Source organism: Amycolatopsis sp. NPDC054798 (assembly GCF_053611505.1).
Genome location: NZ_JBSHAM010000019.1, coordinates 1 through 17,817 on the forward strand (window position 1 = coordinate 1; position 17,817 = coordinate 17,817).

21 protein-coding genes are annotated in these 17,817 nt (G+C 69.3%); 13 read left to right on the forward strand and 8 right to left on the reverse strand.

The features are described 5' to 3' along the window. Positions 1-426: 426 nt before the first annotated feature. The gene (locus tag ACWGIC_RS14415; protein ID WP_452076373.1) at positions 427-1,020 is read right to left on the reverse strand and encodes a TetR/AcrR family transcriptional regulator; all 594 of its coding nucleotides are present in this window, start codon (positions 1,018-1,020) and stop codon (positions 427-429) included. Positions 1,021-1,111: 91 nt separating this feature from the next. Between ACWGIC_RS14415 and ACWGIC_RS14420 the strand changes: the two genes are divergently transcribed. Further along, entirely contained in the window at positions 1,112-2,281 is a 1,170-nt protein-coding gene (locus tag ACWGIC_RS14420; protein WP_452076374.1) for an MFS transporter, read from the forward strand. A gap of 1 nt (position 2,282) precedes the next feature. Here the strand turns inward: ACWGIC_RS14420 and ACWGIC_RS14425 are convergent, their stop codons facing one another. Genes ACWGIC_RS14425 through ACWGIC_RS14435 form a run of 3 tightly spaced genes read right to left on the reverse strand, consistent with a single transcriptional unit; the run spans position 2,283 to position 4,836 of the window. Then, on the reverse strand, positions 2,283-2,741 hold the full coding sequence (locus tag ACWGIC_RS14425; protein WP_452076375.1) for a hypothetical protein: 459 nt from the start codon (positions 2,739-2,741) through the stop codon (positions 2,283-2,285). Then, positions 2,738-4,147 (reverse strand): ATP-binding protein, encoded by a 1,410-nt coding sequence (locus tag ACWGIC_RS14430; RefSeq protein WP_452076376.1) that lies wholly within the window; start codon positions 4,145-4,147, stop codon positions 2,738-2,740. The genes ACWGIC_RS14425 and ACWGIC_RS14430 overlap by 4 nt, the downstream gene beginning before the upstream one ends. Next, the gene (locus ACWGIC_RS14435) at positions 4,144-4,836 is read right to left on the reverse strand and encodes a response regulator (protein ID WP_452076377.1); all 693 of its coding nucleotides are present in this window, start codon (positions 4,834-4,836) and stop codon (positions 4,144-4,146) included. The genes ACWGIC_RS14430 and ACWGIC_RS14435 overlap by 4 nt, the downstream gene beginning before the upstream one ends. Positions 4,837-5,035: 199 nt before the next feature. Here ACWGIC_RS14435 and ACWGIC_RS14440 point away from each other — a divergent pair, with 199 nt between their 5' ends. Continuing rightward, entirely contained in the window at positions 5,036-5,587 is a 552-nt protein-coding gene (locus tag ACWGIC_RS14440) for a D-alanyl-D-alanine carboxypeptidase (protein WP_452076378.1), read from the forward strand. Here ACWGIC_RS14440 and ACWGIC_RS14445 read toward each other — a convergent pair. Both ACWGIC_RS14445 and ACWGIC_RS14450 read right to left on the reverse strand, forming a co-directional pair. Next, positions 5,584-6,792, reverse strand: coding sequence for an RNA polymerase sigma factor (locus ACWGIC_RS14445; protein WP_452076493.1), 1,209 nt, complete (start codon positions 6,790-6,792; stop codon positions 5,584-5,586). The genes ACWGIC_RS14440 and ACWGIC_RS14445 overlap by 4 nt on opposite strands. Beyond that, positions 6,789-7,160: a YciI family protein gene (locus tag ACWGIC_RS14450; RefSeq protein WP_452076379.1), complete on the reverse strand. Its 372-nt coding sequence runs from the start codon at positions 7,158-7,160 to the stop codon at positions 6,789-6,791. The genes ACWGIC_RS14445 and ACWGIC_RS14450 overlap by 4 nt, the downstream gene beginning before the upstream one ends. 97 nt (positions 7,161-7,257) lie before the next feature. Between ACWGIC_RS14450 and ACWGIC_RS14455 the strand changes: the two genes are divergently transcribed. Further along, complete coding sequence (locus ACWGIC_RS14455) at positions 7,258-7,803, forward strand: dihydrofolate reductase family protein (RefSeq protein WP_452076380.1); 546 nt, start codon at positions 7,258-7,260, stop codon at positions 7,801-7,803. A 15-nt stretch (positions 7,804-7,818) separates the two neighbouring features. Next, a complete protein-coding gene (locus tag ACWGIC_RS14460; protein WP_452076381.1) occupies positions 7,819-8,187 on the forward strand; it encodes a VOC family protein in 369 nt (122 codons plus the stop codon). A 181-nt stretch (positions 8,188-8,368) separates the two neighbouring features. On the opposite strand, the gene ACWGIC_RS14465 is transcribed toward ACWGIC_RS14460, so the two are convergent. Further along, the gene (locus ACWGIC_RS14465; protein ID WP_452076382.1) at positions 8,369-8,875 is read right to left on the reverse strand and encodes an EXPERA domain-containing protein; all 507 of its coding nucleotides are present in this window, start codon (positions 8,873-8,875) and stop codon (positions 8,369-8,371) included. 51 nt (positions 8,876-8,926) lie between these two features. Here ACWGIC_RS14465 and ACWGIC_RS14470 point away from each other — a divergent pair, with 51 nt between their 5' ends. The 4 genes from ACWGIC_RS14470 to ACWGIC_RS14485 all read left to right on the forward strand — a co-directional run bounded on the left by ACWGIC_RS14470 (position 8,927) and on the right by ACWGIC_RS14485 (position 11,863). Then, the gene (locus tag ACWGIC_RS14470) at positions 8,927-9,751 is read left to right on the forward strand and encodes a DUF1295 domain-containing protein (protein ID WP_452076383.1); all 825 of its coding nucleotides are present in this window, start codon (positions 8,927-8,929) and stop codon (positions 9,749-9,751) included. 121 nt (positions 9,752-9,872) lie between these two features. Then, the gene (locus tag ACWGIC_RS14475; RefSeq protein ID WP_452076384.1) at positions 9,873-10,241 is read left to right on the forward strand and encodes a hypothetical protein; all 369 of its coding nucleotides are present in this window, start codon (positions 9,873-9,875) and stop codon (positions 10,239-10,241) included. A gap of 1 nt (position 10,242) precedes the next feature. Next, positions 10,243-11,280, forward strand: a complete 1,038-nt coding sequence (locus ACWGIC_RS14480) for a hypothetical protein (RefSeq protein WP_452076385.1) — start codon at positions 10,243-10,245, stop codon at positions 11,278-11,280. Position 11,281: 1 nt separating this feature from the next. Next, a complete protein-coding gene (locus ACWGIC_RS14485; protein WP_452076386.1) occupies positions 11,282-11,863 on the forward strand; it encodes a YbaB/EbfC family nucleoid-associated protein in 582 nt (193 codons plus the stop codon). Between the two features lie 4 nt (positions 11,864-11,867). Here ACWGIC_RS14485 and ACWGIC_RS14490 read toward each other — a convergent pair whose 3' ends face one another. Then, a complete protein-coding gene (locus tag ACWGIC_RS14490; protein ID WP_452076387.1) occupies positions 11,868-12,536 on the reverse strand; it encodes a TetR/AcrR family transcriptional regulator in 669 nt (222 codons plus the stop codon). A 136-nt stretch (positions 12,537-12,672) separates the two neighbouring features. On the opposite strand from ACWGIC_RS14490, the gene ACWGIC_RS14495 reads away from it, so the two are divergent. From ACWGIC_RS14495 to ACWGIC_RS14515, 5 genes are all read left to right on the forward strand, one after another. Then, positions 12,673-13,524: a 3-hydroxybutyryl-CoA dehydrogenase gene (locus tag ACWGIC_RS14495; RefSeq protein ID WP_452076388.1), complete on the forward strand. Its 852-nt coding sequence runs from the start codon at positions 12,673-12,675 to the stop codon at positions 13,522-13,524. A 19-nt stretch (positions 13,525-13,543) separates the two neighbouring features. After that, positions 13,544-14,698, forward strand: coding sequence for an acyl-CoA dehydrogenase family protein (locus ACWGIC_RS14500; protein ID WP_452076389.1), 1,155 nt, complete (start codon positions 13,544-13,546; stop codon positions 14,696-14,698). 636 nt (positions 14,699-15,334) lie between these two features. Further along, on the forward strand, positions 15,335-15,805 hold the full coding sequence (locus tag ACWGIC_RS14505) for a hypothetical protein (RefSeq protein WP_452076390.1): 471 nt from the start codon (positions 15,335-15,337) through the stop codon (positions 15,803-15,805). After that, entirely contained in the window at positions 15,805-16,440 is a 636-nt protein-coding gene (locus ACWGIC_RS14510) for a DUF3558 domain-containing protein (protein ID WP_452076391.1), read from the forward strand. The genes ACWGIC_RS14505 and ACWGIC_RS14510 overlap by 1 nt, the downstream gene beginning before the upstream one ends. Then, a complete protein-coding gene (locus tag ACWGIC_RS14515; RefSeq protein WP_452076392.1) occupies positions 16,440-17,813 on the forward strand; it encodes a hypothetical protein in 1,374 nt (457 codons plus the stop codon). Before ACWGIC_RS14510 ends, ACWGIC_RS14515 begins: the two co-directional genes overlap by 1 nt. The last annotated feature ends 4 nt before the right edge of the window (positions 17,814-17,817 follow it).

Below are 17,817 nucleotides of genomic sequence, written 5' to 3' on the forward strand. Positions count from 1 at the left end.
ATGCCTTGACAAGCACCCCCGAACCGCAGGGGAGGCTTCGTATCGGGGTGCAGGGCCGGGTGTGGCTGCCTGGGTGTTTTGAGTGTGGTGGCGGTGGTTTGGTGCGCGGCTTGAGTTGTTGGTCCGGCTGGGGCGGGCGGCGGCGGGATTGGCGCGCGGCTTGGGTGCTGGCCCGGTTGGGTGTGCGGGCGGCGGTTGGGGGGTGGGTGGGGCTAGCGCCCCAATGTGGCATTGGGTGCATCCCACGCACCCAATGTGGCGTTCGGTGCATCTGACGCACCCAATGCCACATTGGGGCGCACCGGGGCGGGGCGGCTGGGCGGGCTGTGAAGGGTCCCCTGCGGGAATCAGGGTCCGTGAAGGGTTTTCTCACGGAACGGGGGCGAATCGGCGGCCATTTGGGCGAGATCTCCGGATTTCGCCGGGTTACGGGAACAGCGGGACGGTCAGGAGAGTTTGCAGGGAGAGGCGGAGGGAACCGACTGCATCGACTTGCGTGGGGGTGGTGAGCCACTGGACCTGGAGGCCGTCCATCAGGGCGACGAAGGTGAGTGCCGCCAAGTCCGGGTCTACGCCGGGGCGAAGCTCGCCTGTTTCGGCGAGCGCGTGGAACGACTGGGCGATGCTGTCGCGGGCCTCGCGGTAGTGGCGGGCGAAGTAGGCGTGCGCGGGGTGGTCTTCGGAGATCGCCTCGGCGGCGAGGCGCGAGTACAGCTCGACGATGCCCCGGTGGCGGACGTTGTGCTCGGCCAGCGCGATGAAGCGGCGCAGGACGGCCAGACCGGGGGGAGCGGTCAGCTGTTCGCGCACGGCGTCTTCGGCGTCGCGGCGTTCCAGGACGGCGGCGAGCAGTGCTTCCTTCGTGGGGAAGTGGTACAGCAAGCCAGCGTGGGTGATACCGGCTCGTTTGGCGATTTCCCGCAGCGACGATGCGTGGTAGCCGGTTTCGCTGTACACCGCGGCGGCCGCCGAAACGAGGTCGTCGCGGCGGATTCTGCCTTTCAGGTAGCCCTCGCTCACGGGGCGGCGACCGGTTCGGCTTCCACCCGCCCATCATGCCCCAGCCCGATTTTTCCTGCCTGGACCCGACCCCGAAGAGGAGCCGAGCCCGATGACTGAGCTTTCCCCGCCGGCGGTGCTGCCCCGTGCGGCCCGCGTCGCCACCTGGATCGTGTTCGCGCTGTGCGGGTTCGCGGTCGGCATGTGGGTGGTGCACATTCCGGTGATCGAGCGCGCGACCGGCGTTTCGCACACCGCGCTCGGGGCGCTGCTGCTCGTGCTCGGCGGCTCGGCGCTGATCGGGATGCAGGTCACCGGGCCGCTCGCGGACCGGTTCGGGCATCCGCGGGTCGTGTCCGTCGCGGGAGTGCTGGTCGGGGTCGCGGTCGTGCTGCCGGGGCTCGCGGCGAACTGGTGGACGCTCGGGCTGGCGCTCGCGGCGTTCGGGTTCTTCAACGGCTCCCTCGACGTCGCGATGAACGCGCACGCGGTGGTCGTGGAACGCGCCTACCCGCGGCCGATCATGGCGGCGTTTCACGCGATGTGGTCGATCGGCGGTGCGATCGCGGCGGTCGTCGGCGCGGCGGTGCTGAGCGCGGGCGTGCCGACGCTGGTGTCGCTCGGCGGCACCGGAATCCTGTGCATTGTGGTGTCGCTGGTGGTTCGCCGGTATCTGCTTGATTCGTCCGAAAACACTGCCGAAGAGACCGAGGAAGAAGCCAAGCCTGCTCGCACCCCGACGCGCGTGGTGTGGTTGCTGGGGCTGCTCGCTTTCGCGCTGATGCTGTCCGAAGGCGTCGCTAACGACTGGGCGGCGCTGTATCTCCGGGACGGGCTGGGGACGTCCGAAAGCACCGCCGCGCTGGCCTACGGTTCGTTCGCGGTGGCGATGACGGTCGGCCGGTTCGCGACCGACCGGGTCGCCGCGCTGGCCGGGCCGGTCGCCGTGGTGCGCTACGGCAGCGGGCTGGCGGCGCTGGGGCTGGCGATCGCGTCGCTGGCGCCGTGGGTGCCGTTGTCGTTGTGCGGCTGGGCGTTGTTCGGGCTCGGGCTGTCCGGTGGCGTTCCGCAGTTGTTCACCGCGGCGGGGAATCTGGACAAACGCGCGTCGGGGGCGTTGATGGCGCGCGTGGTCGGCGTCGGGTACGTCGGGCTGCTGGCCGGTCCGGCGATCATCGGCGGGCTGGCGCACTGGGTGCCGTTGAACGTCGCCTTCCTGCTGCCGCTGGCGTTGTGCGTGGTGGCGGTGGTGTTGGCGCCCGCGATGAAGCCGCGCGGCTGAGTCAGCCGCCGCACGCCCGGGGCTGCAATGTCTGGCCTCCGCCGGAAAGCGTGATCGTCCCGGACGTCCCGCCGCCGCCCGCCGCGAGCACCGTGCACACGAGCTGCGCGACCGCGTTCGGCGACAATTCCCGGACGTTGACCCCGATCGCCGCCTCGTTCACCCCGATGGCGATCGGCTCGAACGACGGCGGAAGCTCCGTCGTGTAGCCGCCGGCCCGCTCGTCCTCGTCCGGCCCGCGCTCCAGAGCCCGGACCCGGTCCGCGGCGACGTCGCCGGCCCCGGTGCGCACCACCGGCACGACGCGGTCGTTCAACACGAAATACACCGTCGCCGTGTGCCCGGCGTTCCCGTTGGGCGGGCCGCTGGGCGCGTTCTCCCCGATGATCACGCCGCTGGGCCGCACCCCGCAGCCGGCCGCCAGCACCAGGACCGCGATCAACCCCAGCAATCGCTTCACTGCCACACCTCCCGAGGCAGCTGCAAAGTGAACACCGCGCCGCCCCCGGGCCGGTTGCCCGCGGTCAGCTCCCCGTGATGCAGCCGCGCGTTCTCCCACGCGATCGCGAGCCCGAGCCCGCTGCCTTCGGACCGGCTGCGAGCGGTGTCCGCCTTGTAGAACCGGGCGAACACGTGCGGAAGCACCTCCTCGTCCAGTCCGGGGCCGGAATCTTCGACCGAAAGCGTGATCGCCGCCTGGTCGCCGCGCAACCGGACCGTCACCGGTTCCGCGCCGTGCCGCAGCGCGTTCCCCACGAGATTGGCCACGATCACGTCGAGCCGGCGCGGATCGACCCGGGCGCGGATCCCGTCCGGCAGATCGGTCTCCACCGAGAAACCCCGCACTCGCAGCGTCGCCCGGACCGCCTCGGCCACGTCGACGTCGTCCACCTCGAGCGAAGCGGTGCCGGAGTCGAACCGGGTGACCTCGATCAGGTCGTTCACCAGCCGCGTCAGATTGTGCGTTTCCTGGCTGACCAGCCGCACCGCCTCGCCCGCCGCGTCCGGCAGCCGCTTCGCCTCGGCGTCGAGCATGTCGGTGACGGCGGTCATCGCGGCCAGCGGCGTGCGCAGTTCGTGCGACACGTCGGCGACGAACCGCCGGGCGTCGGCTTCCATCCGGCGCAGTTCGCTGACGTGCCGCTGCAGCGAGGCGGCGGTCGAGTTGAACGTCTCGGCGACGCTGGCCAGTTCGTCGCTGCCGCGGACGGCGATCCGGGCGTCGAGGTCGCCCGCGCCGAGCCTGCGGGCCGCGCGCTGCAGTTCGCCCACCGGCCGCAGCACGCTGCCCGCGGCCAGCACGGCGAGCACCAAAGCCACCACCAGCGCGGCCCCGCCGAGAAGCCACGCCTCCCGGGCGAGCCGGTTCACCGCCTCGATTTCCGCGTCGAGGTTGCGCAGTTCGTAGACCTCGATGCCGGACGGGATCGTCGGACTCATCCGGTCGCCGGTCGAGATCAGCAACGGCGAACCCAGCACCAGCTGCGTGACGCCGCCGACGTCCACGCGCTGCCACGCCACCTTGCCCGCCTGCACGGCCCCGCGCAGCTCCGGCGTGATCACCGACGCGGGCATGTCGCCCGCACTGTGGCCGCCGCTCGTGACCAGAGCGGAGATCTTCCGGCCGTTGAGCCGGTCGGCGGCCGACCGCAGCGCGCTCGTGTCCACCGGCTGCCGGGGGAGCGGGTAGAGCTGCTTGAGCTGGGTCGTCATCTCGACGGCGGCGTTGTCCTGGGTGCGCTGCAGGATCCCGTCCCTGGCCCGCACGTATAGGATCCCGGCGACGGCCAGCGCGGTGAACACGCTCAGCAGCGCGAACGCCACCAGCAGCCGGGTGCGCAGCCCCCGCAACCGCCAGCCGGTCACAGCGGCCCGAAGCGATAGCCGAAACCGCGCAGGGTCTGGACGTACACCGGTTTCGCGGCGTCGTCCTCGATCTTGGCGCGCAGCCGCTGCACGCACGCGTCGACGAGCCGCGAATCGCCGAGATAGCCCTGATCCCACACGGATTCGAGCAGTTGCTGGCGGCTGAGCACGCGGCCGGGGGAGGCGGACAGTTCCAGCAACAGCCGCAGTTCGGTCGGCGCGAGCCCGATGACGGTGCCGTGCTTGCTGACCACGAGACCTTCGCGGTCGATCGTGAGGTCGCCGTGCCGTTCCGGGCCCGGCTTCGCGCCCGAACTGCGCGGTTCGCCGCTGGTGCGCCGAAGCACCGCGCGGATGCGCGCCTCCAGCACCCTGGCCTGCGCGGGCTTCACGACGTAGTCGTCGGCTCCGGCTTCGAGCCCGGCCACCACGTCGATGTCGTCATTGCGAGCGGTGAGCATGATGATCGGCAGGTCGCCGGCCGCGCGGATGCGCCGGCACACCTCGAAGCCGTCCATCCCGGGCAGCATGAGGTCGAGGACGACGACGTCGGCCGGGTCGCCGGCGAGCCGGGCGAGGCCTTCCTCGCCGGTCTCCACCGCGTCGACGGTGTGCCCCTGATAGGTCAGGGCCAGCCGCAGGCCGTCGCGCACGGCCTGGTCGTCTTCGATCAGCAGCACCCTCGGCATGTCTCCCACTATCGCAGCCCGCCCGTCCGGCCGCCCGGACAGTCCACAGCGGACAGCCTGGCCCGAGCCTGCCCGGCGCGGTTCGCCGCCCGGTGCGCGCCGTGTCATCGTTCGGTAACAGCGCCGCCGCGGGGAACTGTTACAAAGCTGTCAAACTCCGTGCGCAGTGCGCGCACACTGGGGTCCGAAAGTGGACCCCATGATCGAGTCGCTTCGCCGGTCCCGGGTCCTCGCCGCCGTCACCCGCCTTCTGGCGCTGGCGCTGCTCCCGGCGGCGTTCCTGCGTTCGCCCGGCCGTGCCCGGCACCTGGCCTGCCAGTGGGCGCTCGCGATGCGGTACCCGGCCGAGGACCTCGCGGGCCTGAGCGAACCTGCCCGCGCCGCCTTCACCGCCGCGCGCACCGAGGCGTTCTGGCGGCACCGCCAGCTCATCGGGCTCACCTCCGGCCATCGCGACGCTGCCCACCAGCACCGGCTGTTCGCCGAGGAAGTGCACCGCACCGGCTCGGTCACCGCCGCTCGCCGTCGAGTGCTGCCGCCGCACGAATCCGCGCACGTCCGCGGCACGGCACTGGACGTGCGTCCGCGCGAGGGCGCGGCATGGCTGGAGCGGCACGGGTCGGAATACCGGCTGTATCGCCGCTACGACAACGAATGGTGGCACTTCGAGTACCACGCGCACACCGTGCCGATGCGGCTGCCGAACCCGGACGCACTGCGTCCGCCGAGGATGGCCCGGGTCGCCGGTTAAGGCGATTTCCCCGGTGCGGCACGGGATTCCAGGTATCTCCGTTCCGGGACACTGAGCGTTTTCTGTGCCGCTGAACGGTAATAGACCCGGGCTTGCTCGGGCTCTCCCGCCAGATCGAGCAGATGCGCGCGCACGACGTCGACGCGATGGTGCTCGTTCAGTCCGGCGATCTCGTCCAGCTGCCGCAATCCCTCGCGGGCGCCGTGGACCATGGCGACCGGGACGATCCGGTTCAGCGCCGCGACCGGGCTCGGCGAGACGGCGAGCAGAAGGTCGTAGAGGGCGAGGATCTGCGGCCAGTCGGTGTCCTCGGCGCGGGCCGCCTCGGCGTGCACAGCGGCGATCGCGGCCTCGAGCTGGTACGGCCCGAGCTGGGCGGTGACCAGGGCTTTCCCGATCAGGTCGAGTCCTTCGGCGATCGCCGCGGAGTCCCAGCGGGTGCGGTCCTGTTCGGCCAGCGGAACGGCGGACCCGTCCGGCAGGGTCCGCGCGGGCCGCCGGGCGTCGCTGAGCAGCATGAGCGCGAGCAGCCCGGTGACTTCGCCGTCATGGGGAACCTGGGCGTGCAGCTGCCGGGTGAGCCGGATGGCCTCGGCGGTGAGTTCGACCCGGTTGACGGCGGTCCCGGAGCTGGCGGTGTGCCCCTCGGTGAAAATCAGGTACAGCACCTGCAGCACCGCGGCCATCCGCTCGGCCCGTTCCTCCGGCGGCGGCATCCGGAACCGGGCGCTGCTGAGCCGTTTCTTCGCCCGGATGATCCGCTGGCTCACGGTTTTCTCCGGCACCAGCAGAGCCCGCCCGATTTCCGCGGTGGTGAGCCCGCCGACCGCCCGCAGCGTCAAGGCGAGCTGGGACGCTTTGCCGAGGTCGGGGTGACAGCACAACATCAGCAGCGTCAGCGTGTCGTCGTCGGCTGGTGCCGGTTCCGGCTGCGGTACCGCCAGCCCGGCGGCCGTGTTCTCGCGCTGCCGCCGGGCGGACTCGCTGCGTTCGATGTCGATGCGCCTGCGCGCGGCCGCGGTGATCAGCCAGCTTTTGGGGTTGTCCGGCATGCCCTGCTCCGGCCACTTCAACGCGGCGGCCAGCAACGCTTCCTGCACCGCGTCCTCGCAGAGCGCGAAGTCGCCGAACCGGCGGCAGACGGCGCTGAGCACCTGCGGCGCGAGATCGCGCAGGAGCTGCTCGAAGCCGGGCGGGGAAGTCAGAGACCCAGCTCTTTCACAGTGCGGACCGGACGGACCTCGACCTTGCCGTACCGCGCGTCCGGCACCCGGGCGGCGAGTTCCAGCGCCCGTTCCATGCTCGCGCATTCGACCAGGTAGAAGCCGACCAGATGCTCCTTGACCTCGGCGAACGGCCCGTCGCTCGGCACCGCCTTGCCGTCCCGCACGGTGACGCACCTGGCTTCGGCGGGGTCCGCCAGCCCGTCGCTGAGCACCAGCTCGCCGGACTCTTCGAGCGCCTGGTTGAGCGCGAGGTGACTCCGGCCGAACTCCGCCTTCTTCTCGTCCGGCAGCTCCTCCCAGAGCGCACGGAAACGCGGGTTGCTGTGGATCATGATCAGGTACCGCACGACGGGCCCCTCCGAAGATTTTTCGCTGTGGGTGTCGCCTTCGGCGTTCCGGCTCCGACGTCCCCCGTGAACTGTCCGCTGAGGAAGGAGCATAGTGGTGCGCAAGATCGTGGCCGGACTGTCGGTTTCGCTGGACGGGGTGACCGAGTCGCCGCCGGACTGGATGATGCTCAACCACGAGGCGGACGAGGTGATCCGCGCCAGCATCGCCGGGTCCGACGCCGTCCTGCTCGGCCGGAACACCTATACGGCGTTCGCCCGGATGTGGCCGGAGCTGGGGAACTCGGTCTCGATGGCCGCGTTCCTGAACAACACCCCGAAGTACGTCGTCTCGAGCACGCTCGCCGCGGTGGACTGGAGCGGGTCGACGCTGCTGGGCGGCGACCTGGAGGCCGAGCTGACCGCGCTCAAAAACAAGCCGGGCAAGAACATCCACGTCCCGGGCAGCCCCCGGCTGGTGCGGTCGCTGCTGCAGGTCGGCCTGCTGGACGAGCTGAACCTGCTGATCCATCCGATCGTGCTCGGCTCGGGCGCGCGGCTGTTCGAGGAGCCCTCCGCCCGCGCCGACCTCGCACTCGCGGCTTCCCGGACCTTCGAAAACGGCGTCCTGTCAGTGACCTACCGCCCCGCGCCGATCCGCTAGTCAAAGGAGCGAGAAATGTTCGACACCAGCAAGGCATTCAGCGGTTTCTCCGTGGACGACATCCCGGCCGCACGGAAGTTCTACGCCGAGACTCTCGGCATCGAGATCACCGAGAACTGGGGGATGCTGCGCCTGCGTCTCGCCGAAGGACGCGAAGTTCTCGTCTACCCGAAGGGCGACAAGCACGTCCCGGCCGAGTACACCGTTCTCAACTTCCCGGTCGACGACATCGATCAGGCAGTCGCGGAACTCGGCGCGGCCGGGGTTTCCTTCGAACCGTTCGACGGGGTCGACGAAAAGGGCGTGTTCCGGCTCGGCGGTCCGCTCATCGCGTGGTTCCGCGATCCGGCCGGGAACATTCTTTCGGTGCTGCAGGAAAACTGAAGCCAGAGACCGCGAAAGTGAAGATGCCAGCGCCGTCGGCGGGCTGGCTCCGGTGCTCAGCGACCTCTTCCCGGGGCCTGACCGGGGGCGGCGGTGACCGGGCTGTCGATCGTCGCGGCGGCGATCGACTACCTGGTCGCCGGCGCGGGGGCGGCGTAAGCGGCGGATCTGTCCACAATGGTCAGAACCGCCGGGCGAACGGCAGCGGACGGCGCATCCGCACCAGCAGCAGCAACGGAATCAGCACGTAGGGGAGATTGAACGCGAGGAACTTGCCCGGGTTGCCGGTGCGCGTCGCCGGGTCGCCGAAGAACTCGACGCCGAAGACGACGATCCCGGTGAGCGTGGCGATCATCGTCGCGTAGATCACCGCGAACAGCTGGATCCCGTTGCGGCCCGCCACCAGGCACCAGACGAGCACGACGTAGAAGGGCAGGTAGCCGAACGCGGAGAGCCCGGTGACGATCCGCATCCAGTCCGGCGGATGCATGAACAGCGGATCGGCGTCGTGGGCGTACCAGTAGTTGGAGTCGACGAAGAAGTGGCCGGTGGGGCGCGAGAAGTCGACGCCGATCGTCGGCAGCAGGTCGCTGATCAGCGACGTCACCGTGAAGACCGAGAAGATCACCGCGAAGAAAATGTCGATCTTGCGCTCGCGCAGGGGCAGGTTCGCCGTCGTGGTGCCCATCGGCGGATTGTAGGCCGCCGTTCCGGCGATTTCCGCAGTAAAGTCGCGGGCATGAACGCGTTCCAGGTGTGCCTCTGGGTTTTCGCGGGAGTGTGCGCCGGCTGCTGGCTGCTGTCGGTGCTCACCAGGGAGTACTCCTGGGTGGACCGGATCTGGTCGGTCGTCCCGGTGGCCTACGCCGGGATCTTCGCCGGTCACGCGGGGTTCGCGGACGCGCGGCTGAACCTGCTGTTCGCGCTCGTGTTCCTGTGGGGCGCGCGGCTGACGTTCAACTACGGCCGCAAGGGCGGCTACGCGCCCGGCGGCGAGGACTACCGCTGGGCGGTGCTGCGCGCCCGGATGGCCCCGTGGCAGTTCCAGCTGTTCAACCTCTTCTTCATTACGCTCTACCAGAACGTGATCCTGCTGCTCATCACGCTGCCCGCGTGGACGGCGCTGGACCACCGGACGCCGCTGGGTGCGGCCGACATCGTGCTGGCTGTCGCGTTTGTGGCCTGCCTGGCCGGCGAAGCCCTCGCCGATCAGCAGCAATGGAACTTCCACCAATGGAAGAAACGCGAGACGGCCGCCGGGCGAACCCCCGAACCGCGGTTCGCGCAGACCGGGCTCTTCCGGTTTTCCCGCCACCCCAACTTCTTCTTCGAACAAGCGCAGTGGTGGCTGGTGTTCCTGTTCGGCGTCTCCGCGGCGGGCGCGGTCACTTGGACGATCGCCGGCGCGGTCCTGCTGACGGCTCTGTTCATCGGCTCGACGATCTTCACCGAGAGCATCACGCTCGGCCGCTACCCGGAGTACGCGGACTACCAGCGACGCGTTTCGCCGATCGTGCCGTGGTTTCCGCGCCGGGCAGCTCCCGCGTCCGCGCGCGAGGGATAGCCGGTCCGACCGAAATGTGATGGTCGTCACGTCAATGTCGTGAACCGGCGGCATGTCCGATGAGTCGGAAGGATGCCGTTCGCTCACTAGGGTGACGGTTCATACGACTGGGGGTGGACCCATGATCGGTTTCGAAACCGACGTGAACGATCTGCGCAAGGCGAGCGGGTTCGTGGAGGACGCCGGGCACGCGGCGGAGACCGCGCGCCGCGGGGTGGCCGGGCTGGACATGCCGCAGGCGGCCGGCCCGACGGGCATCTTCGGCGCGTTCGGCGTCGGTCCGGCGACCGCTTTCGGCGGCTCGCTCGGCATGCACCAGGTCGCGGCGGCGTACGAGTACCACCGCTCGAAGGTCGAGGAAGCGCTGGCACAGCTCGCTTTCACCACGCAGCAGGCGAGCGTCGCGCTCGTGCGCGTGGCCGACCTGTACGAGAGCGCCGACGGGGAAGCCCGGATGGGCGTGCGCAACGCGGCGGGGGAGGGGCTCTGACGTGAGCGACCAGGAAAACTACTTCGGGCTGAGCGGCGGTTCGGGCGAGCGTCCGCGTGAGCAGCTGCTCGAAGGCATCTGCGAGGACCTGCAGGAGGGCGCGAACGACGCGCTCGACGGCGTGCTGGCGTTGCGCTACGCGGAGTTCATGCTGTTCGACATGATGGACGGCCTGTACGAGTCCTATCAGGACGAGGTCACGAGCATCTTCCGCGAGTTCTCCGAGGCCGACCTCAAGGACACCGGCGCCGGCCTGCAGTCGTTGATCAATTCTTACGAGCACATCTGGCAGAACCTCGGCCGCGGTTCGATGACGGAGCTGCGCCGGGCGAAGGAACTGATGGGCTCGTGGCGCGGCGAGGCGGCCGAGGACGTGAAGACGTATCTCGACCGGCTGTCGGAGACCTACGACCAGATGGCGACCGAGATCTCGGTGCTGGAGAGCGGCGTCGTCGCGGGCCGGGACAGCGTGTGGGGCGCCCGGGACGACCTCAACACGCTGGCCAAATCTTTCAAGGACGCCGCGGACAAGTACCAGAAGGACAAGGCCAAGGAGGGCGAGATCTCGCTGTCCAAGGTGCTGACGACGGCCTTCACCGTGGCACTGGTCGGGATGCTCGCCGCGGTCGCGACCCCGGCGGCCGCGGGCGCCGGGCTGACCCTCGCCGCCCAGGGCACGCAGGTCGCGATAGCCGGCGCGGGCGCGGGGCTGTCCGAGGTCATGGCCGAGGCCACGGCACGGGTCGAAGGGGACTCCGCGAAGGACATCTTCGAGAGTTTCCTCGACAACGTCGAAAAGCTCCGCTCGGGAATGGGCCAGTCGGCCGGACGGCTCGCGGACAAGATCCGCGAGAAGGCCGACGGCCTGCCCGACATCCCGAAGCCCGCCGACGTGAGCCCCGGCGACTCGTTCGACCCGTCCAACTTCGAGACCTCGAACACCCCGAAGGACACGGAGAAGAAGGTCCGGGACCGGGGCGTCGACATCGCGCCGGACGGTTCGGTGTCGCAGCCGCTGACACCGTCCACACTGGACTGACGTGTCCGGTCCGGAAGAACTGATCCAGGCACTGTCAGCGTTGTCGGTCGAGGCGTCCTCGGCCGACAACGCGGTCACGGCCACGGTCAACACCGACGGTGTCCTCACTGGACTGAAACTGTCCGGCACGGTGCGGAATCTGCCGCCGGAGGAGTTGGCCGCGCTGGTGCTGCACACGTACGCCGAGGCGCAGCGGCAATCGGCGCACCAGACGGCGTCGTTGCTGGCTCCGCTCGGCACGCGCGGGTACGTGATGGACCGGCTTAAGTGGCGGGCCGGGTTCACGCCCGAAGTCGCCCCCGTGGCTCCGCCCGCTGCTCCTCGGCGGCCCGCTCCACCCGTCGAAGCGAAACGGCCTACGGTGCCGGTCCAGTCGAAATCCGTTGCTGCGTCAGGGAATTCTTCCGTGCCGCAGGCAGCTGTCGGGTCCCAGCAAGCGGCGGGCGGCACCTCCGCCGCGCTGGGCGAGGGCGACTATCTCCGCAACCGCACCGCCGACCCCGAGCTTCCGGCGGAACCGGAACGCCCGGTGAGCGACGAGGACTGGTACGAGGGCGGAGTACGGTTCGACGAGGCCTGGTAGCCGCTCAGCCGAGCGTGCCCTCGTCGCCGAGCAGCTTGCGCAATCCGGGCAGCACCGCGGAAAGGTCTTTGCCAGAACGGAAAGCGACGACTGTCGTTTCCGTCTCGCCGGTGTTGCCGAACAGCGCGACCGTGTCCGCCATCGCGGCGTCGAAAGCTGCTTCCGGGTCCGTCGCCTGCCCGCGCAGCCATCGGCGCAGAACGTGGTTGTGCGCGGTCACCACAGCCGCCGCCATGAGTTCGGCGCGCAGTGCGGTTTCTTCGCCACCGCCCATCCAGCGGTGGACGAATTCCTGGAACAGCCGTTGATACTGCCGCGTGCCGGCGATCTCCCGGGCGCGCAGCGCGGGCACGCTGCGGGTGAGCCGGTATCGCGCCAGCGCCAGGTCGCCCTCCGCGACGTAATGCCGCAGCACCAGCCGTGCGGCCTCGGTGACCGCGACGATCGCAGTGCGCGGGTCGGATCCGGCCAGCCGGGCCTCGATCGCGCTCAGCAGCACCTCGTGATCGGGGAAGATCACGTCCTCTTTGGACCGGAACGCGCGGAAGAACGTGCTGCGCCCGACGCCCGCGCGGTCGGTGATGTCGTCGACCGTCGTCTGGTCGTAGCCGCGCTCCTCGAACAGCGCGAACGCGGCCTCGGTCAGCCGTTGCTTGGCCGGTTTCTCGGGCATCGGGCCACCTTTCCGCACTCGCTGCCAGCCTAATCGCCGTGGCGCGCCCGCGAGCAGGGTGAGCTGGACCACCCCGGTCTCGCCTACCCGCCGGTACTGAGTACCGTTATCGTGAAACCAAGTACCGGAGGGATGGGTGAGGCACGTGGAGCTCGTCGGCGTGGTCGGCTGCGGCCAGATGGGGGCGGGGATCGCCGAGGTGTGCGCCCGGGCCGGGCTGGACGTCGTGGCGGTCGAATCGAACCGGGCGGCCGCCGACGCGGGCCGGGCGCGGCTGGAGGCGTCGCTGGGCCGGGCCGAGCGCAAGGGGAAGATCGCGTCCGCGGCCGACGTGCTGGAGCGGATCCGGATCACCGAGAACCTCGACGACCTGGCCGAACGCACGCTCGTCGTCGAGGCGATCGTGGAGAACGAGGCGGTCAAGGCGGAGCTGTTCGGGAAACTGGACAAGATCGTCGCCGCGCCGGACGCGGTGCTGGCGTCCAACACGTCGTCCATCCCGATCATGAAGCTCGGCACCGCTACCGAGCGCCCGGCGCAGGTGCTCGGCATCCACTTCTTCAATCCGGTCCCGGTGCTGCCGCTGGTCGAACTGGTGCCGAGCCTGCTCACCGGCGACGAGACCACCGACCGGGCGCGGAAGTTCGCCGAGGAGACCCTCGGCAAGCACGCGATCCTGTGCCAGGACCGGGCCGGTTTCGTGGTGAACGCGCTGCTGATCCCGTTCATCCTCGCCGCCGTGCGCATGCTGGAGTCCGGCTTCGCGACGAAGGAAGCGATCGACGAGGGCCTCGTGCGTGGCGCCGCGCACCCGCAGGGCCCGCTCGCGCTGGCCGACCTGATCGGGCTCGACACCACGAAAGCGGTCGCGGAATCGCTGTACGAGGAGTTCAAGGAGCCGCTGTACGCGCCGCCGCCGCTGCTGGCCCGGATGGTCGACGCGGGCCTGCTCGGCCGCAAGACCGGCCGCGGCTTCTACACCTACTGAGTTCCGCGAGGAGATCCCGATGAGCTTCGACCTGTTCAAAATCAACGAAGACCACGAAGCGATCCGCGAGGCCGTCCGCGCAGTCGCCGAAGAGCAGATCGCCCCGCACGCCGCCGAGGCCGACGAGCGCGAGGAGTTCCCCAAGGCGTCCTACGACGCACTGGTCGCGTCGGACTTCCACGCCCCGCACGTGCCGGAACAGTACGGCGGCGCCGGTGCCGACGCCCTGGCCACCTGCATCGTGATCGAGGAGGTGGCGCGGGTGTGCGCGTCGTCCTCGCTCATCCCCGCAGTGAACAAGCTTGGCAGCCTGCCGCTGATCCTGGCTGCGAACGAGGACGTCAAGGCGAAGTACCTGCCCCCGCTGGCTTCGGGCGAGGCCGGATTCTCCTATGGACTGTCCGAACGCGACGCCGGTTCGGACACCGCGTCGATGCGTTGCCGCGCCACCCCTTCCGGCGACGACTGGATCCTCAATGGACAGAAGTCGTGGATCACCAACGCGGGAGTGTCCGAGTACTACACGGTGCTGGCGGTAACCGACCCGGACGGCCGTCGCGGCGCCAACGTGAGCGCTTTCGTGGTCGAGAAGTCCGACGCTGGTTTTTCGTTCGGCGCCAAGGAAAAGAAACTGGGCGTCAAGGGCTCGCCGACGCGCGAGCTGCTTTTCGACCAGGTCCGCATCCCGGGCGACCGGATGGTCGGCGAGCCGGGCCAGGGCCTGAAGATCGCCCTGCGGACGCTGGACCACACCCGCGTGACGATCGCCGCGCAGGCCGTCGGCATCGCGCAGGGGGCGCTGGACCACGCGCTGGCGTACGTCAAGGAGCGCAAGCAGTTCGGCAAGCACATCGCGGACTTCCAGGGAATCCAGTTCATGCTGGCGGACATGGCGATGGCGGTCGAGACGGCTCGCCAGATGGTGTACACCGCGGCCGCGAAGTCCGAACGCGGTGATGACGACCTGTCGTTCTTCGGCGCGGCGGCCAAGTGCCACGCGTCGGATGTGGCGATGAGCGTGACGACCGATGCGGTCCAGCTGCTGGGCGGGTACGGGTACACCCGGGACTTCCCGCTGGAGCGGATGATGCGGGACGCGAAGATCACGCAGATTTACGAGGGCACGAACCAGATCCAGCGGCTGGTGATGGCTCGGCAGTTGTTGAAGGGCTGAGGTTCTTCGAGTGGGGAAAGCGGCACCGTCGAGTCGGCGGTGCCGCTTTCGCGTCCGCGGGCGGGTTCGAGAATCCTTGAACGGTCCTGAGGCCAGCGCTGGGTGGGCGCTTGCTGCCGGAGAACGAGGGCTGCTCGGGGCCTGTACCGGCAATTCTGCGTTTCACCTCGGGTTCGGCGGAGATCCCAGTGAACGCGGTCGGGGAAACGAGATCTACTCCGGCGAAACCTGTCGTGGTGGCAGTTATGCAGGTCCACTCCATTATCCATGTTTCTTTTCGAAGCTTCTGGAATGGTGCAACCGGATGCCGTCATGATTCTTCAGCGCTGAACTCCTTGTGGCAAGGGAGATCCTGGTCGGTATGCTTGGCGACCTCGCCGCACAGAAGCTCTCGAGAGTGGAATATTCCTGATGTGCGCATCGCATTCACTGGATCTTGCTTGTAAATCCTGGACAGTCCGTCTCGAATGCTTTTGACCACCAGCCAGCAATGGTGAGTTATCACCCGGTCGGCGGACGACCGGAATGGGCAATTCGCCTTACCTCGCGGTGTGCGGTCGGTTACGGTGAAAGGCGGCCGGTCTCGGGAGGGCTGTGCCTATTCGACGTCGACGTGTCACATGAGGGGTGTGGACCGTGGCTCAACCTGTGCCGGAACCCGGCAACTGGCTGAACGGCCTGGCATTCACCATCGGGGATTCGATTCGCGAGAGCGCCGCGGCGGCGGGCCAGGCCGCGCTGGGCAGCGGACCGGGATCGGGCGGGCAAGGGTTCAGTCTCAGTCACGACGAGGCCGTGCGCATGCTCGCTCTGGCGCGGAGCATCCGGACCGATCTCGGCGTGATGATCCCCGAGGCGGAGCAGATCACCAAGATGAAGCCGCCTGCGGACGAGCCGGCGAGCAAGGAGTTCAACGCTCTCGCGGCGGGTGCCGACGGGAAGGTCGGGGCGTTCCGGTACGGCGTCGGACACATTCAGCGGGAGTGCGCGTACGTCGACGAACTGATCGAACGGCTCGAAGGCGCGCTTCACCTCATTCGCTCGGGCGAGCACGAGGCGGTTGCTGCCGCACAAGGCTCTGCGGCGCGGCACGACGGCTTGGTCTGATGAGGATCCGTGCGCTCTTCGGAGCTGCTGCGGTGATTTCCTTCGCTGCTGTTGCTACTGGTTGCGGAAATGCTCCGTCGGTGCCCGTGAGCGATCCTTCGGCCGGGCCGCCGGGAAGTTCCGCGGTCGCGGCGCTGCCGCATGACGGTGCGCCGAAGGTGGCGGAGCCGTTGCCTCCTTCGGCGCTGTCGGTCGATCCTTGCCGGGTCGGGCTGACGGGGGATCAGGTGACGACGGTGCTCGGTTCGGGGCAGATACAGCGGGACGCCGATGCGGCCAGCCAGTTGGGCGCGTCGTGTGTGTGGTCGAATCTCGAGACCGGCGGGAACACGGCTGTCGCGTACGACACGAAGAGCCGTACGGGGTTGAGCGGCGTCTACCAGAACACGAAGCCGCAAACAGTTGTCTGGCGGGTGCTGTCGCCGGTACAGGGGTTTCCCGCGGTGGCCCATGTCTCCGCCGGCATCGCCCCCGAGAAGTTCTGCCAGGTCAGTGTCGGGGTCACGGACGAGGAAACGGTCGATGTTTCTGTCTTGCTCAGCTCCGCCAAGGCCGGGAAGAAGGACCCGTGCCAGGTGACCGAACAGGTCGCGGGCATGGTGCTGGCGAACTTGAAGCACCAGGCGGGTTCGTGATGGGGTTCTTCGAGGCGGTCGGCAGCGCGGCGAAGGCGATCGGGCAGGCGGCCGAGGACGCCGCGGGCTGGGTCGGGCACCGGCTGGCGGACGTCGGCGGCTGGTTCGGCGATCTCTACGAGGGAAACCTCGGCGAACAGACCGTCTCGCAATCCGATCTGGTCAAGGCGATCACGGCGAGCCGGGGCGCACCGGAATGGCACGAGGGCGGCGACCAGGCCGAGGCGCTGGCGCGGAAGCACTCGGCCGTGAGCGGGCGGGTGCAGCAGCTGAGTTCGGGACTGGAGGCGTCCTGGACCGGCGGCGGGGCGGAGGCGGCGCTGGCTCGGATCCGCCCGTTGTCGGAGGTGTCGGAGGCCGCGTCGCGGACATTCACGTCGAACTCGCGGACGGTGAGCGGCCTGGCGCACGGCTTCGACCAGCTGAAGGCGTCGCTGCGGCCGGTGCCGGAGGTGCCGCCGCACAAGAATTTCCTGGACGAGCTGCAGTTCTGGCGGACGACCGACACCGAGCAGAAAATCAAGGACTACAACGAGATCGGCCAGCACAACCTCGCCAGGTATCAGGCTTACGCGAGCCAGGCGCAGCTTGCCGGCCAGGGGCTGAAGATCGACTACGGACAGCTGGCGGATTTCGGCGACGGCAAGATCGGCATCAGTTCACCGCCCGAGAGCCCGGTGGAGCACGAACGGGGGCCGCACGTTCCGCAGCGACGAGCCGGAGGCCACGAGTCATCAGTCCTGCCTCCGGAGACTCCGCCGGACAGGCACTCGCGGCCGGAGCCGTTCCTGCCGTCGCCGCACCCGCCGCCTTCTTCGCCGGTGCCGGAGATGAGGCCGGACGGATCGCACCCGCCGCTTGAGCGCCGAGCAGGGGGCGGTCCGGACGAGGGGACGACGATTTCGGGATGGACGCCGCCAGAGCCCGGCGGGCCTGGTGTGCAGGGTTGGGTACCGGCATCGTCGTCGCCGAACATCGGCGGAGGGGCCGGCGGCAGTTCGTGGTCGCCGGGCGTTGCCAGCGGGTTCGGGCCGACCGGCGGATCAGGTCCCGCGGGCGGTCTCGCGGGGGGAGGTTCCGGCAGGAGCGCCGGGGGTGCCACCGGGCAGGGGCCCAGGCCCGGCGAGGCCCCCGCGCCTCGTGCGGACGCTAACGGAACCGCGGCCAAGGGCGCGGCAGGAGCGAAGGGGTCGCCCGGGATGGGCGGCATGGGAGCCGGCAGCAAGGGCAGTCAGGGCGAGGCGGACCGGGAACACCAGCGCAAGTACGGGCTGGAGGACGATTCCGTGTTCGATCTCGCCGACGGCGAGGACGACCGCCTGCTCGATCCGCGCACCGGGATGCCGCCGACGCCTCCGACCATCGGCGGCTGAGGCG